This is a genomic window from Agrobacterium vitis, from assembly GCF_014926405.1.
Taxonomy (GTDB): Bacteria; Pseudomonadota; Alphaproteobacteria; order Rhizobiales; family Rhizobiaceae; genus Allorhizobium; species Allorhizobium vitis_H.
In genome coordinates this window covers 5,001-20,974 of sequence record NZ_JACXXJ020000005.1, presented here as the reverse complement: position 1 = coordinate 20,974, position 15,974 = coordinate 5,001, and the positions used below count along the sequence as shown (strand labels likewise).

General features: G+C 57.9%; 8 protein-coding genes, 1 tRNA gene, 2 rRNA genes and 2 pseudogenes (1 of these 13 only partly in view). 4 read left to right on the top strand and 9 right to left on the bottom strand.

Annotated features, from left to right (window positions below; all coding sequences use genetic code 11):
• Both IEI95_RS11330 and IEI95_RS11325 read right to left on the bottom strand, forming a co-directional pair.
• A complete protein-coding gene (locus IEI95_RS11330) occupies positions 1–744 on the bottom strand; it encodes a polysaccharide deacetylase family protein (RefSeq protein ID WP_156535993.1) in 744 nt (247 codons plus the stop codon).
• Positions 737–1,861, bottom strand: coding sequence for a glycosyltransferase family 4 protein (locus tag IEI95_RS11325; protein ID WP_194416436.1), 1,125 nt, complete (start codon positions 1,859–1,861; stop codon positions 737–739). Before IEI95_RS11325 ends, IEI95_RS11330 begins: the two co-directional genes overlap by 8 nt.
• A 191-nt stretch (positions 1,862–2,052) precedes the next feature.
• On the opposite strand from IEI95_RS11325, the gene IEI95_RS11320 reads away from it, so the two are divergent.
• Both IEI95_RS11320 and IEI95_RS11315 read left to right on the top strand, forming a co-directional pair.
• On the top strand, positions 2,053–3,405 hold the full coding sequence (locus tag IEI95_RS11320; protein WP_194416435.1) for a nucleotide sugar dehydrogenase: 1,353 nt from the start codon (positions 2,053–2,055) through the stop codon (positions 3,403–3,405).
• Positions 3,406–3,409: 4 nt separating this feature from the next.
• Positions 3,410–3,892, top strand: a complete 483-nt coding sequence (locus IEI95_RS11315) for a class I SAM-dependent methyltransferase (RefSeq protein WP_156535991.1) — start codon at positions 3,410–3,412, stop codon at positions 3,890–3,892.
• 95 nt (positions 3,893–3,987) lie between these two features.
• Here IEI95_RS11315 and IEI95_RS11310 read toward each other — a convergent pair whose 3' ends face one another.
• Together IEI95_RS11310 and IEI95_RS11305 are read right to left on the bottom strand one after the other, a co-directional pair.
• Positions 3,988–4,452 carry a cyclic nucleotide-binding domain-containing protein gene (locus IEI95_RS11310; RefSeq protein WP_015917259.1) on the bottom strand — a complete coding sequence of 155 codons (465 nt, stop codon included), beginning with the start codon at positions 4,450–4,452 and terminating at the stop codon, positions 3,988–3,990.
• 39 nt (positions 4,453–4,491) lie between these two features.
• Positions 4,492–7,212: an ABC transporter transmembrane domain-containing protein gene (locus IEI95_RS11305; RefSeq protein ID WP_156535990.1), complete on the bottom strand. Its 2,721-nt coding sequence runs from the start codon at positions 7,210–7,212 to the stop codon at positions 4,492–4,494.
• Positions 7,213–7,552: 340 nt separating this feature from the next.
• On the opposite strand from IEI95_RS11305, the gene IEI95_RS11300 reads away from it, so the two are divergent.
• Together IEI95_RS11300 and IEI95_RS11295 are read left to right on the top strand one after the other, a co-directional pair.
• Complete coding sequence (locus IEI95_RS11300; RefSeq protein WP_156535989.1) at positions 7,553–8,692, top strand: exonuclease SbcCD subunit D; 1,140 nt, start codon at positions 7,553–7,555, stop codon at positions 8,690–8,692.
• Positions 8,689–11,763 carry an AAA family ATPase gene (locus IEI95_RS11295; RefSeq protein ID WP_156535988.1) on the top strand — a complete coding sequence of 1,025 codons (3,075 nt, stop codon included), beginning with the start codon at positions 8,689–8,691 and terminating at the stop codon, positions 11,761–11,763. The genes IEI95_RS11300 and IEI95_RS11295 overlap by 4 nt, the downstream gene beginning before the upstream one ends.
• 359 nt (positions 11,764–12,122) lie before the next feature.
• Here the strand turns inward: IEI95_RS11295 and IEI95_RS29795 are convergent.
• From IEI95_RS29795 to IEI95_RS11275, 5 genes and pseudogenes are all read right to left on the bottom strand, one after another.
• Positions 12,123–13,062 (bottom strand): annotated as a pseudogene (locus tag IEI95_RS29795) (methyl-accepting chemotaxis protein); the annotation flags it as partial.
• A gap of 57 nt (positions 13,063–13,119) precedes the next feature.
• A pseudogene (locus IEI95_RS29790) lies at positions 13,120–13,662 on the bottom strand (HAMP domain-containing protein); the annotation flags it as partial.
• Positions 13,663–14,314: 652 nt separating this feature from the next.
• Positions 14,315–14,391: transfer RNA gene (locus IEI95_RS11285), tRNA-Met, on the bottom strand.
• A 119-nt stretch (positions 14,392–14,510) separates the two neighbouring features.
• A 5S ribosomal RNA gene (rrf, locus tag IEI95_RS11280) occupies positions 14,511–14,625 on the bottom strand.
• 339 nt (positions 14,626–14,964) lie between these two features.
• Positions 14,965–15,974: ribosomal RNA gene (locus tag IEI95_RS11275) — 23S ribosomal RNA — on the bottom strand; it runs 1,902 nt beyond the window's last position.

The window sequence follows — 15,974 nt, the reverse complement described above, 5'->3', positions numbered from 1 at the left end:
TTATGCTTGCCGCTGAAGCAATGTCCGCGCACTTTCCCAGCGGCAGGCCGGATGGGTGGCGGTCAGCGCGAACAGCCGCGTCAGGAAATCCCAGACCGTTTGGTCATGAACCAGATGATGGGTCAAGATGCCTATGGCGTGTAAAGGCTCAGATTCTGGGGCGAGATAGGCAGCCAGTTCCGCAAACAGGATATCGGCATCACGCCCACCCCGCGTCCCGCGCCAGTCCATTACATCCACATGGGTGTTGAGGAGAGCCAAGACCGCCCCTCGCTTCTCCCGGCCAAACACCGACAGCGCCGTAAAGCCGAGACCGGGCAGCGCTGGCAGCAAAGCCTTGTCGATCCGGTTCCAGGGCGGCACCAGCATCGGCAACAACTGTTCACCGTAAAGTCCGCGCAGCTTGCCCAATCCATGGCGCAGCTCGTCCAGGACGATTGCTGCCGGGCGATGCCCACCCAGTTCCTGCTTCTTTTCACCCGGACCAGCATGGCTCTGGTGGTTCCAGCCATGCACGGCAATGGTGGCCAGGGATTCTGCCCGCAGCAATCCGGCCAGCGTCACACCCGTCGGCTCGGGAATGACCGCCAGCGTTAGCGGTATCTCAAAGCGGCGGGCAAGCCCCAGCAAAGTCTCCAGCGGGTCGCTTGGCTCAACCGCATCGTCATCGCGCAGCCAGAATTTGACCGTCTTTCCTTGGGTGGCGAGATCATCGAGGCACTGTCTCAAGAGAATTTCAGACATTATGATTCCCGCCTTCCGATTCCAGTTTAGCACTATCGCCCAGACACTGTTCCAGAATAGTGGAAAGCCGGGCGCTGGCCGCCTCAATCGAGCGATCTTGTTCGACCAACTGGCGAGCCGCTTGGGCCATTGTCTGGCGTTGGGACGCATCGGTCAGCAGGGTCGCTATGGCTTGCGCATAGGCAGACGCGTCGCCGGGCGGCGTTAAAAATCCCGTTATACCAGGCGCAACCACTTCCGGCACGCCCGCCACGGCCTCCGCCACGACCGGCAGGCCTGCCGCCTGCGCCTCCAGATAGGCAAGGCCATAGGCTTCGCCATGGCCCGGCCAGACATAGACCGATGCGGTCGATAAGATCTCGGCGACGACTTGCGGCGGTTGCTCGCCCAGGAATTCGACCCTATCCGGCGGAAAGCCGGAAAACAGCGCCCGTACCTTGGCCCCGCAGGGTCCATCCCCCACCACCTTCAGCCGCCAGGCTAGATCGGGCAACAGTGCCAGCGCCTTGGCCAGCGCGCCATAGCTGCTGATCTTATCGCCGGGGCGCATCATCGCCACGGTTGCCAGCAGATGTTGCTCTGGCTGCCGCGGGCGGACAAGAAAGGCCTGCGCATCGATAAAAGGCGTTAGCCGAGCCAGCCGGGCTTGCGGAGCGACGGCCTGCAAACCCTGCATATCGCGCGCCGTCAGGCAGAGATTGACAGCGGCACTCCTGACCGTATCCAGCAACCTGTCCTGAAAACCAGCCCAAACGCCCAGATTACGCCGCTGCGAATAGGAAGCCTCGGCGGTGACATAGGGGATCGTGAACCGGTGGCAGAGCTGCGGTCCGATCAGGTCCGGTGCCTTATAATACGGGTGATAGCAGAACCACAGATCCGGTTTGCCCTGGCGCTGATAAAGCCCGGCCAGCCGCTCAATCTCTTCCTGCGCCGCCTCGGCCAGATCCGGCAGAACCGTCTCCGGCGTCGCGTGGAAACTGCGCAGATCAGACGCCACGCTGACATCATGGCCCGCCAGCCGCAAAGCGCGCAGCAGGAGGCGCGCCATTAGCCGGTCGCCGGAGGGGATCGGATGATCGGGGGATTTCAACGGCGCGTAAAAGCCGATTTTCATGGGCAGCCTCATCGTCATGCAGGGACATGTGCGCAGTCCGCAGGCTGTTGCAAGAGGCAGATGCAGATTTCTCGCCACCCATCACAGCCGATCAACATTGCCCGACAAGATCATCGCACACCCTTGACATCCCATCATGCGAACCGCAACTGAAGCCGGTATTGAAATCGCCTGCGGAGCTTTACCCCACCATGTCCCATCATCCCGTTGCCGCCGAATTGCTGTCCGCCATCCAGTCCCGCCGCGCCAAGGCAGCGGTGATCGGCCTCGGCTATGTCGGCCTGCCGCTGGCCATCAGCATTGCCAAGGCCGGTTTCACGGTGATGGGCTTTGATATCGATGCCGCCAAGATCGACGCAATCGAGGCCGGGACGAGCTATATTGAGGCGGTGCCAGAGCATATTCTGCGCGAAGAATGCGCGGCGGGCCGCTTTTCCGCCACCTCGGATTTCTTGGCGCTGGCCGATTATGACGTGATCGCCATCTGCGTACCAACGCCACTGACCAAGAACCGCGATCCAGACCTGTCCTATGTGGAAAACACCTGCCGCCAGATTGCCAAGTCGCTGAGGCCCGGCCAGCTGATCGTGCTGGAATCCACCACCTATCCCGGCACCACGCAGGAGGTGGTAAAGCCAATCCTCGAACATTCGGAACTACGGGCTGGAGAGCATTTCTTCCTGGGCTTTTCGCCAGAACGCGAAGATCCCGGCAATCGGGAATTTGAAACCTCAACCATTCCAAAGATCATCGCCGGTGATGGCCCCGATGCTTCGGCCTTGATGGCAGCGTTTTATGGCGCCGTGGTCAAAACCGTCGTACCTGTCTCCTCCACAGCGACGGCAGAAGCCGTCAAGCTGACCGAAAACATCTTCCGCGCCGTCAATATCGCCTTGGTCAATGAGCTGAAGCTGGTCTATGACGCCATGGGCATCGATGTCTGGGAAGTGATCGACGCCGCCAAGACCAAGCCGTTCGGCTATATGCCGTTTTACCCCGGCCCCGGCCTCGGCGGCCATTGCATTCCTATCGATCCGTTTTACCTGACCTGGAAATCGCGCCAATATGACCAGCCGACCCGGTTCATCGAACTGGCGGGCGAGATCAACACGTCCATGCCGCATCACGTCGTCTCCAGGCTGGCCGAAGCGCTGGACCGTAAGGCGGGCAAGGCGCTGAGCCGTTCGCGCGTGCTGATCCTGGGTCTGGCCTACAAGAAAAACGTCCCCGACATCAGGGAAAGCCCGTCGCTGCGGCTGATGGAGCTTATTCTGGAACGCGGTGCCGAGGTCGCCTATTTCGACCCATTCCTGCCCGAAATTCCGAAAACCCGCGAATATAGCCATTTGAAAGGCCGCCGCAGCATCGCCTGGAACCAGGAAAACCTCGCCGCCTTCGATGCGGTGCTGATCGCCACCGACCATGACACCGTCGATTACCAGCAACTGGCCAATTGGTGTCCGCTGATCGTCGATACCCGCAACGCCCTTGCCCGCCGCAACATTGCCGATCAGGCAGCAGGCCACACGATTGTGAAAGCGTGATCCCATGAGCCGTCTCGACAGTTTCATCAACCGCATGAGCGCCCAGCGCGATCTTTTGAACCATATCCGCGACAATTACCCCCTGCCCGAAGGCCCGGTACTGGAAATCGGCCTTGGCAATGGCCGGACCTTCAGTCATTTGCGAGAGAATTTCACCGGCCACCGCATCATTGCCTTCGACCGGCAATTGGGTGCGCATAGCAGCTCCATTCCACCGGAAGGCGACCTGATCCTGGGGGAAATCGACCAGACCGGCCAGGACTTCATCGGCTGCGGCGCGGCCTTTGTCCATGCCGATATCGGCACTGGCTATCCCGATCGGGATGCGGTCACGCTGACCTGGCTGCCGGACATGGTGGCGGGGATGCTGCGGCCCGGCGGCTATGCGCTCAGTGGCCTGCCGCTCAACCACAAAGCGCTCGAGCCGCTACCGGTCCTCGATCATATCGAGAAAGACCGCTATTTCTTCTATCGCCGCCTGCCCTGATTTTTTGCATCGACATCGGTAATGCGAGGCATTTGCCTCAAATCCGCCTGAAATACAGGCGATTTTATGATCATAAGATCTTGTTTTGCCGACCTCTAATCGACAAGAGAGAGCTGACCCAGACGAACAGTGTCAAGTTCGGTTGTCATTGCCCGAAGTCGCTCTGCAAGTGCACGGCTGAACTCCATGCTCATACGCGGGCTATCGGCCATGACCTTGCCAAGACAGTCCTTGGCGATGCGAAGCGTTTCGACCTCGGTTGCGGCGCGAGCGGTCATCCGTCTCGGACCATGGCAAAGAAGCGACATTTCACCGATGATGGATTTGCTGTCAGCCTCGCCGATTCTGACTTCACCTGTGGGCGGGCCTGAAAGCAAATCAACCTTTCCCGACAGGATGACATAAGCGGAATCGCCGCCATCACCTTGGCGAAACAAAATGTCGCCGGGCTTATAAGTGGCCCTTTGCGACGCGAAGGCCAGGAGCTTCAGTTTGCACGGATCAACGTGCTTGAAGTATGGAATATTCCGCAATAGCTGCACTTCGTCTCGCAGTAACATGCTTGCCACCAACTTCCGGGTTTTCGGTGGCCTGACCCCTCATGCCACCAATGCCTTGAAAATATCATTTTCATTGCCCAAGGCCTCGAACGTCCCGTCCGCGACCAATGAACCGCTGTCGAGTATCAGAACACGATCAAAGTTTTTTGACAATGATGTGTTCGACAAAACCCAAAGGATAGAGGGATCATTGTCCTGCTCGCGCAGAAATGCAAGCACATCCTTAACGATATCCTCCTGAACACGCGCGTCGAGGCCCGGCAGGGCTTTGTTGAAGATATAATAGTCGCACCGCCGCACCAGCGCGCGGGCAAGGTTGAGCTTGTGGCGCTGAACGATGGTCAGCCTGCGGCCACCGCTGCCGATGTCGAACTCCAGTCCCAGCGCCAGGAACCGCTCTGTCAGGCCTTTCTTCGAGCTTAGTTTTGCCGCCAGCTCGCGGAATTTCGGCAGGGCTTCGGGATTGCGATTGACGAGTTTGCCGAAGATCACGTTCTCGCGCAGCGTCGCCGCCGCCATGTAGCGATGCGGGTCGTAGCGTTCGATACTGTGGCGCAGGTCCGGTGACAGGTTGTCGTGAAACAGGTCGCGGGCGCCGACAATCTTGTCCATCACTTCAGCCGTCAGCACACCCATACGATAGCGCGGCTCGACATAATTGAAGCTGAGCCGGATCATTGCCCGTTGCTCTTCCTCGTTCGGCACCGGCTTGGTCCGGCCTTGAAGGCGTTGCAGGATCTGTTGGTAAAACACCACGTCATCGGCGGTCAGGACATCGAGCTGCTGGAAGAACGGATGATCGGCTGGCAGACCGCCGAAGATTTCCACAAGGTTTTCCGCAATCAGGAAACCCATCTCGTAAAACAGGCTGAGCAGACCGGCGCGCTCCAGCACATCGTAGAAATAATCGCTCTGATGGGCATAGACAGGCCCATTGACGATCGGGCGCAGCGTCCCGAACAACAGATTTTCTCCCAGTGTCGCCTCGGCATTATAGGCATTGGGATCGAAGTGAACCACGAGATTAGCAAGACCCTGGCGCTGCAATTCATCACGCAGCGCCAGACGCAACTCCACCACTTTTTCCGTCAGGTCCGGATATTCAAGCGGATCGACGATGGAATGCAGCGCAAGCTCCATCACGTCGCTGGTCAGTTTCACGGTATCGAGCGCCGTCAGGATCGATTTTTTCAAGTCGCTGGCTTCGCCGTGCAGCACGGACGTCGCCCGCCGGTCGATCCAGTCGGCATTGGGATCGAGATCGGAATTCTCCGACAATTGCGCTTCCCTGATCTCCCAACGGCGTTTCATCGCCTCGCGCCCGGTATAGTTCACCGAATTGGTCGGCGCATGTTTCAGGCCGTAAATCAGGTTGTCCTTGAGGCTGCCATGAAAGAAATAACCATCGGCAGACACATAGGAAATGGCCCGGCCCGTCACCGATTCCGGCAATTCCAGCAGGTCGGCATCACCCAGCACGATCTTGCCCGCCACCGGCCAGTTCAACCGGCCAATGGCCTCAGCCATCACTTCCGCACCAACGCCGCGATTGTCGATAGCGGCAATCGTCTCTCCCTGTCCGATTTTCAGACTGAGATTTTCAACCACCTTGGCGCCGCCGCTATCTTGCAAGGTCACATTCTGCAAGGCGAGCTGGCCAGCACGGGCAGCCATTCCCACAGGCGCCAACGCCTGTAGCGCTGGCTCAATCATCTGCGGCGGCTCGAATTGTTCGAGCACCTGTTCATATTTTACCTGCACGTCCTGGCGCGACTGGTCCCAGTCGATCAGCTCTTTCAACGGACCGGGAAGATCCTTGTAGGCATTGATGACAGCCACCAACTGGCCCACGTCCAGACTGCCCTTCAGCGCGAAATAGCCGCCGATGGAATAGAAAAGAAAGGGCGTCAGCTGCGAAAGGAAGTTATTGAAAAATTTGACGAAAAACTTCCAGCGATAGAGATCGTAGCGAATTTTGAAAATATCGCCGAGCCGCTTCGAGATATCGGCGCGTTCATAATTCGACGTATCATAGGCATGGATCGTGCCGACACCATCGACGATTTCTCCGACTTTTCCGGCCAATTGCCGAGCCTGGAGCTGCCGCTGGCGACCAAGAATGAGCAAGCGGCGGCGCATTTTGGGAATGATGCCGACCTGAAGCGCTACCATTGCGCCTGCAATCGTGCCAAGCCAGAAACTTTGCAGGAAAATGAAGAACAGCGCGGCCAATGCCTGGCCGCCCAGCATGGTCGGCTGCACAAAGGCATCCCCCGTAAAGCCGCCAAACGGCTCGACCTCGTCGCGCACCATGGTCGAGACTTCAGAGGAATGGATCTGCTTGACATAGCTCGGCGGGAACCGCAGCACCCGATCCACCAGCTCATAGCGGATGCGCCGCAAAAGGCGTTCTCCAAGCCTGCCCTTATAGGTATTGATGTAGAATTTAAACAACCCGTTGATGATCACCAGCAGCAGGAAGACGCCACTTAACGCCATCAGGCTCGACATGCGATCAAGCGGTATCCCGCCCGAATGCAATGACCAATCGGTCAAAGGCACGGTCCAGTCGAAGGCAAACAACGGCTGTCGGGAATCCGGCGCTTCGAACCCGCTTCCCTGAATCGGCCCATTGATGATGCGCTTGGGCAGGTCGAATGCCAGAAAATACGGCACCATCGACAGGATAACAATCGTCAGAACCCAGATCTGCTGCTTGCGCGTATGCCGCCATATATAAAGGAGTAGGCTTTTTTCCATTAGCTGGTTATCACGCGGACCACTATTCGTGCCGGACAACGCCCGTGCGTCACCCATTCAAGACAATTGTTTATAAGGACAAGCCAGGCTGCCGGAAAGCCATCCTGCCCAGCAGGATAGCAAAAAAACCAAACCGCTGCACCAAAGTGATCGCAGGTGAATAGCAAAAAGGCAATCCTTATCCGGCTTACCACGATACCAAGGCCCGAAGAGGTGAACACATCCTCGCCTTGCACGCAAAGAGCCCGGGAAAAGCCGATCTGGTCGGTGTTTCACCTAGAGCCCGCTGCGTTATGCCAGTAGATAATCCTGACGGACATCGCTCACCGGATCGGACGCCATGAAAATCCTCCACACCGCCGACCTGCATCTGGGCCGCCAACTGAACGGATTATCGCTGGACGAGGATCAAGACGCCATTCTCGACCAGATCGTTGATGCGCTCCGCACCACACGCGCCGATATCCTGATCATTGCCGGCGATATTTTCGACCGGGCAGCCCCTCCGGCAACAGCGGTGCGCCAGTTCAACGCCTTCCTGTCACGGGTGGCGGCAGAAACCACCGCCGCCGTGGCGATCATTGCCGGCAATCACGATTCCGGCGACCGGATCGGTGCCATGGCGATCATGACCGACAGGCGCCGCGCGCTCATTCAGGGCCCTATTGCAAGAGATATGACACCCCTTGTCCTGCATGACGCCCACGGACCGGTGGCGTTTTCCGCCCTGCCCTTCGCCTATGAGTTTGCCGCCCGCGAATGTTTTGCCGACCCGGCCATAGCCACACCGCAAGACGTGTTGGCCGCCCAGGTGGCCGACGCGCGCCGCAGCCTGCCGGAGGGTGCGCGTTGGGTGGTGATCGCCCACGCCTTTGTCGCCGGAGGAACAAGCGGCGAGACGGAACGTCCGCTGGCCCGCGTCGGCGGTATTGAGACCGTGTCACCGGAGATTTTCGACGGCGCTCATTATGTGGCACTCGGTCATCTACACCGGCCACAACATGTTTCAGCCCCTCACATCCGCTATTCCGGCTCACCGCTGGCGTTCAGTTTCGGCGAGGCCAGCGAACAGAAATCCATGACCCTGGTCGATCTCGACGCCGATGGTCGGGCACGGATCGAAACCATCGATTTCAACCCACCACGGGCCGTGCGCCTGTTGCGCGGGCTATTGGCCGATCTGCTTCTGGCCCAACCGTCGCAGGACTTCATCAAGGCGGTGCTGACCGATCCCACCCCGCTGATCGACCCGATGAAGCGGCTGCGGGCGGTGTTTCCCAATGCCTGCCAATTGACCTATGCCCGTGACGAGCGGGCGCCGGAGCTGAAATTCGCCATCAGCACGGCTGCCCCAGCCGATCCGCTGGAGGTGATCGCCGATTTCATCGCCCAGGTTCGTGGTGAGCCGATCTCCGAGCCAGAACGCGCGCTGATAACGGCCATGCTGGACGATCTGGACGCCGAGGAGAATGCCGCATGAGACCTGTCCGCCTGGTAATGCAGGCCTTCGGCCCCTATGCCGGACGCCAATCCATCGATTTTCGTGAAGCGGTCGCTGCTGGCCTGTTCGGCATTTACGGCCAGACGGGATCAGGAAAATCGACGATTTTCAGCGCCATGACCTTTGCCCTATTCGGGGAAGCGGCGAGAGCCGAGCAGGACACCATCTCGCTGCGCTCCGACCATGCCTCACCCGATCTCGCCACCGAGGTGGAATTCGTGTTCGATCTCGGCGCGCGCCGCTACGTGATCCGCCGGCGTCCCGAACAGATGCGACCAAAACAGCGCGGCGGAGGAGAAACCCGGGACGCCCATGAGGCCTGGCTGTTCGACGCCACCGGGCTTGGCGAAAGTGAAATTACCGCCGCCCAGCCGGGCAAGGTGCTGGCTGAAAAAAAGATCGGCCTGGTACGCGAAAAAATCACCGATCTGCTCGGTTACGGTCCTGAACAGTTCAAGCAGATCGTGCTTCTGCCGCAGGGCCGGTTCGAGGCCTTTCTTTCCGCCAAAACCCAGGAACGACAGGATATTCTCAGCGCCCTCTTCGATGTGTCGCTCTATCGCCGGCTGGCGGCAAAACTGAAGACTGACGCCGAAAGCGCCGAACGGCTGGTGCGCGAGGAACGCGCTGTCTGCCTTCGCCGCCTCGGTGCCGACGGGTTCGACAGCATGCAGGCTCTGGTGGATGGAATTGCCGAGGCAGCATCCTCGCTCACCGACCGGCAGCAAGCGGAGCAGCATTTACGGGCTGAGGCGGATGCCGCCCGCGCCGCGTTGCAAGCAGCGAGAGACACCGATAGCCTGTTCAACGCCATGGACGCCGCTCGTCAGGCAAAACAGAAAACCCTCGACCAGGCCACAGAGATTGCCGCGCTGCAAGCGCAGGTCACATCCGCCGAACGCGCCCGGACACTGGCCGATGCGGAGAACCGGGTGATCGAGGCACAGCGCGATTGCAAGGATGCTGAGGCCGCGCTGTCTCTGGCAATGCAGATCCAGACATCGACGCAGGCAACGGCGCAACAAGCGCAAGCTGCCTACCTTCAACAAATACAAAGCAAAAGCGAAATAGAGGCGCTGCGCCGGACAATCGATCAGCTGGAACGCGATCGGGATGTGCTGGAAAAAGCCACCGGCCTCACCGCATCGGTCGAGGCGGCCAAACGACGCGTGCAGGAGGAACAGGCCGCATTCCGAACCGCAGAGGCCGGTCTTGCCGAGCTGACTGGCAAGCGGCAAGTCCGGGAACAGGCATTGAAACAGGCCCGCCTTGCCCATGAGCGCAGGCAATCATTGACCGTAAACCTTGCGGCCTTGCAGGCCCAGGTGAAGCAGGCCGAGATGGTGGAACGGGCCGAAAAAGATCTGCAACAGGCCCGCCACCAGGTAAACCATAGCGCAAACATCCATGCCGAACGGCAGGCTCAGGCTATCAGCGCCGCAGCACTGTTCGATCAGGCCGAGCGCCGGCTTGCCTCCGCGCAGGCTCTCCATCTGGCAGCAAAGCTGGGGCCTGGTCTCCCCTGCCCTGTTTGTGGCGCAACCGACCATCCGGCCCCTGCGATGGGGGACAGTGCCGAGGCCGGATTGGACAAGGCCTTTCGCGAAGCGAAACAGGCGCTGGAAAAGGCGCGATTGGAAGAGCAGCATAGCGCTACCGCTCATGCCTCTGCGCAAGCCACCGTTGATGAACGCCAAGGTCGCCTAGGAGATCTGCAGCGGCCCGAGCAGCAGATCCAGGAGTTGCGCCAGGACATGGAAGGGATGGAGCGTGCCCTTCGCGGACTTGGCCCGGCCATCGATATCGCCGCTGCCGAAACCGCGCTCGAAAATCTTGGAAAAGCCATCACCGATGCCCAAGCCCGGCTGGATCAGCACCGGGATCGGCTGGCCGCGCTGAAGACCGAGACCAGCAATGGTGAAACGCGACTTGCCGAAATGCTTTCCGACATCGCAGCCCATCTGCGGGATAAAGCCGCCCTGGAGCGCCAGCTTCAACAGTCGAAGGCCTTGATGACAAGCCGGGAAACGGCATTGAAGCGCAGCGAAGAGGCCGCCACGGCAACGCGCGAAACGGCACTCAGCGCATACAAGGACAGCGAAGCCGCCGAAAATATCCTAGCCGAGCGGCAGGCTCGTCGCGAGAAGGAAAACCAGAGTCTCGAGGATCGCCTGCGCGACGCCGGACTGACGCGCGACGATCTGCACCGCCTGAAACCTGCCATCACGACACTTGAGCGTGATAAAGCCACGATAGAGGACCACCAGCGCCAATTGCAGCGCGACAATGAAAAGCTCTTGGAATTGGAGACCGCGCTCGTGGGGAAACACCCGCCGGACCTTCTCGCCCATCAAGAGGGGCTTGCGTTGGCTGAAGCCGCTTTCGATACAGCCGTTACAAAGCGTGCAGCAACGGCGGCCCGGCTCGATCACCTGCAAAACTTGCGCCAAGAGCTTGCCGGCATCGCCAAACGGCTTGACGAAGCCGAGGCAACCTCCGGCCCTCTGCGGGAGCTGGCTGGCCTGTTCGATGCCCAGAACCGGCAGAAACTGAAACTGGAAACCTTCGCCATCGGCGCGATGTTCGAACAGGTCTTGCAAGCAGCCAACCTGCGGCTGGGACCGATGACCAATGGCCGCTACAGGCTGGAACGTGACATCGAATCCGGTGGCCGGGGTAAGCGTGGGCTGGGCATTCTCGCCTTCGATGTCCATACCGGCAAGGCAAGACCCACCGCGACACTTTCCGGTGGCGAAACTTTCATCGCCGCCCTGGCACTTGCCCTGGGCCTGGCCGACGTGGTCGAAAGCGCCAGCGGCAAGGTGCGCCTCGATACGATTTTCCTCGATGAAGGCTTCGGCAGCCTCGATACGGAAAATGGCTCAGGCACGCTTGATCTGGTCTTGCAGGCTTTGAATAGCCTGGCCAGCCAGAACCGCACTGTTGGACTGATATCTCATGTTCCGCTTGTTCAGGAAGCAATCCCGAATGGTTTTTACGTCAGGAAGGATAGCGATGGCAGCCATGTTGAAGCTCGAGGCATGATGTAACAGCTGATCACGTCTCATCCGCTTTATACGATGAGTCATTGAAAATGATTCATCGTATTCTCTTTGCAAATGTCTCAAACACTTGATGTATTTGAGACATTGATAAGCTGCTCAATGCGAGGATGAGGGAGGATCTGCAATACCTTGGTATTAAGTGAGTTGATGAAAGCGATCATCTTCTGCGTCAGGGCCACCCATGGAAAGATCGAGAGCAAAGCCCTTCGCGCGGGCTTGCTGCGCCGCAACGGATCGGTTTGCCATTGGCTTGCGGACCGGCTGGGCCGATGGCGCTGCCTTTCGAACTGGTGCAATTGACACCCGCGATTTGCGTGCCTGGGAATCGCCATTGTCACTGGTCTGGAAGAAAGTCAGCGAAGACTGCAATTCTTCCGCCTGAGACGCAAGCTCTTCAGAGGTGGCCGACATTTCCTCCGAAGCACTGGCATTGTGCTGCGTGACCTGGTCCAATTGCTGAATGGCCTCGTTTATCTGGGAGGCTCCCAAATCCTGTTCACGGCAGGAGGCCGAAATTTCCGTGACGAGTTCGGCGGTCTTGCGAATATCAGGAACGAGCCGGTGCAGCATTTCACCAGCAGAGGTCGCTGCCTTGACGGTCTCGCTAGACAGACCGCTGATCTCTCCTGCTGCGGCCTGTGAACGTTCAGCAAGCTTGCGGACTTCGGACGCAACAACAGCAAAGCCTTTGCCATGCTCACCTGCACGGGCGGCTTCAACCGCCGCATTCAAGGCCAGCAGGTCGGTCTGACGAGCGATTTCCTGAACGATGGAAATTTTTTCTGCGATCGTTCGCATCGCATTGACGGCTTTATCAACCGCCTCGCCGGATAACTCGGCATCTTTCGCTGACTGGCGGGCAATCTTCTCTGTCTGTGATGCATTATCGGCGGTTTGCTTGATATTAGCGGCCATCTGCTCCATGGACGCCGACGCCTCTTCAGCAGCAGAGGCTTGCTCTGTCGCGCCCTGCGAGAGCTGCTCGGAGGTGGAGGAGAGCGCCTGGCTGCCGCTCGTCACCTGATCAGCCGCACTGGCAACACCCGTTGCAAAGGCCGTCAGGTTATCGACCAATGAATTGATTGCATCCTTCATTTTCTGATGGTCGCCTTCACAGGCAATCTCCACATGTTCCGTCAAATCGCCGGTGCTGACGAGATTAAGTACGCGATTGCCCTCACCAATCGGCAACAGGATGGCATCCAGCATGCCGTTTATCCCTGAAACCATCTTGGAAAAATCTCCGACAAACCGAGTGGCGACACCTCGCTCGCTCAAATTGCCTTCCGTCGACGCAACGGTTAAACGGCGGATTTCGGTGACGATGTCTCGGAAATTGCTCCTCAGCGTTTCTACCGTTTCGTTGATGAACGCCTTCTTTCCTGGAAATTGCTCGAGCGCCGCGTCAAAATTGCCTTCGCCGAATTCTTTGATGCAAGCCATTGCCTTTTTCTTCACAACGATATGGCCATTGACCATGTCGTTGACGCCCTTTGCCATCACCGCAAAGTCGCCTTTAAACCGCTCGACAGGCACGAAGACGTCGATATCACCCTTATCGTGCTCGGCGGACATCCGGTTCATTTCGGCGATAAAGCCCTTGAGATTGCCACGCAAAGTTTCCACCGTGTCATTGATGAATGCCTTCTTACCGGGGAACCGCTCGAGCGCAGCCTCAAAATTTCCTTCGCTGAACTCCTGAACGCAGGCCATCGCCTTCTTTTTTACCGATATATGGCCAGCGACCATTTCGTTGATGCCCTTCGCCATGACGGAAAGATCACCCTTGAAGGCATCGACCGGAAGGATCGCATCAATATCGCCCTTGTCGTGGTCCACTGCCATGCGAGTCGTGGCATCGCGGAGGTCGGAGACTGGACGCATAGCTGCGTCGAGCAATCTGTTGACCGCGTCCAGCAGCATCTTTGCTTCGCCGGTCGCAATGTCCACCTGCGCGCGACGCGATGTATCGCCATCAGCCATACTGCGCGTCAGATTTTCAATCTCTGTAATTGCTAGTTGTGCTCGGGAAGATTTTTTGAACTGTGTGTATAAGGACATCGTGAGCCATCCAACGCGTTACAATAAGTCTATCAATCTGGATCGAAGGTGAGCGTCATTCGCCAGGCATGACCCGGACGAATTCGTCATGCTCCTCAAAAGTCGACAATCCGATTATTATGAAGAACAATAAAGGATTCGTGAATAGAAGAGGTCGCTTATGAAATGATACCTAATACCTTCGGCTGAATGATGCCTTCAGGCCTTTGAAACTGAGCGACGCGGAAGAATTTCAGGGCAAGAAAGCCCCGAGATCCAGCAAAATTTGCAAGTTTGCAATTTCACTTATTGGCGTTGAATTTGTGCGTTTAGGTTTGCTGCATCTGGCGGTTAAGTTTGCGCAGTGTTCAGGATTTATGTTGAAAGTGACGGCTGGGGGATTGTGAAGCGCTATGATGAGGGCCGTGTTGGCGCAACCGAAGGCCAAAAACGCAAAAAGCCCCACGAGGGGCTTTATTGGGATCGCAGGGATGGTTGGTTGCGGGGGCAGGATTTGAACCTGCGGCCTTCAGGTTATGAGCCTGACGAGCTACCGGGCTGCTCCACCCCGCGTTATATATTGTTATGCGTTAACGGAATAAGGGTCGCTTGAGCGACCCTTTATGTTTTCGGCGGGGCCGATGTTTGTGAGAGAAGATGATTGATTTGAGTATGAACATTGCGCTTAGCAGACCTGGCAGCGACCTACTCTCCCGCGTCTTAAGACGAAGTACCATTGGCGCAGGGGCGTTTCACGGCCGTGTTCGGAATGGGAACGGGTGCGGCCGCCCCGCCATGACCACCAGGTCAGCTAAGGGCAATGTTGATGCTTTGCATCAACATTGTTCCCTTTTCTTTGGCAAACCCATCTTCTTCGCTTGCGCTCAGAAGGGTGCCAAAGCGTTGATACGGAACCGTATTGATGCTTTGCATAATTGAGAAGCTGGTGGGCGTTGCCCGTTTTCTTATTGTGTGAACACGTCTTTTTTGTTTCCGTGGCCGTGACGAGCTCCGCTCGCAAGGCCAAGGGCCGTCGCACCTGATGGTGCGGGCCGTCCGCAGCGAAGGCTCAAAGAGCCGACAGCGTCAGGACAAAACAGATGGCATCATCAAAGCCGAAGGCTTTGATGAGCATGGTCAATGAGAACGATTAAGCCAATCGAGCTATTAGTAACGGTAAGCTTCGCAGGTTACCCTGCTTCCACACCCGTCCTATCAACGTGGTCGTCTTCCACGGCTCTGATAGGGAATACTCGTTTTCAGGTTGGTTTCCCGCTTAGATGCCTTCAGCGGTTATCCATTCCATATATAGCTACCCTGCTATGCCGTTGGCACGACAACAGGTCCACCAGAGATATGTCCATCCCGGTCCTCTCGTACTAGGGACAGATCCTGTCAATATTCCTACACCCACGGCAGATAGGGACCGAACTGTCTCACGACGTTCTGAACCCAGCTCACGTACCGCTTTAATTGGCGAACAGCCAAACCCTTGGGACCTGCTCCAGCCCCAGGATGCGATGAGCCGACATCGAGGTGCCAAACAACCCCGTCGATATGGACTCTTGGGGGTCATCAGCCTGTTATCCCCGGCGTACCTTTTATCCGTTGAGCGATGGCCCTTCCACGCGGGACCACCGGATCACTATGACCGACTTTCGTCTCTGCTCGACTTGTCAGTCTCGCAGTCAGGCGGGCTTATGCCATTGCACTCGACGACCGATTTCCGACCGGTCTGAGCCCACCATCGCGCGCCTCCGTTACTCTTTCGGAGGCGACCGCCCCAGTCAAACTACCCACCATACACTGTCCCGGATCCGGATAACGGACCGCGGTTAGACATCCATGACGATAAGGGTGGTATTTCAAGGATGGCTCCACTCGAACTGGCGTCCAAGCTTCAAAGCCTACCACCTATCCTACACATGCCGACACGAATGCCAGTGTAAAGCTATAGTAAAGGTGCACGGGGTCTTTCCGTCTGACCGCAGGAACCCCGCATCTTCACGGGGAATTCAATTTCACTGAGTCTATGTTGGAGACAGCGGGGAAGTCGTTACGCCATTCGTGCAGGTCGGAACTTACCCGACAAGGAATTTCGCTACCTTAGGACCGTTATAGTTACGGCCGCCGTTTACTGGGGCTTCAATTCAAAG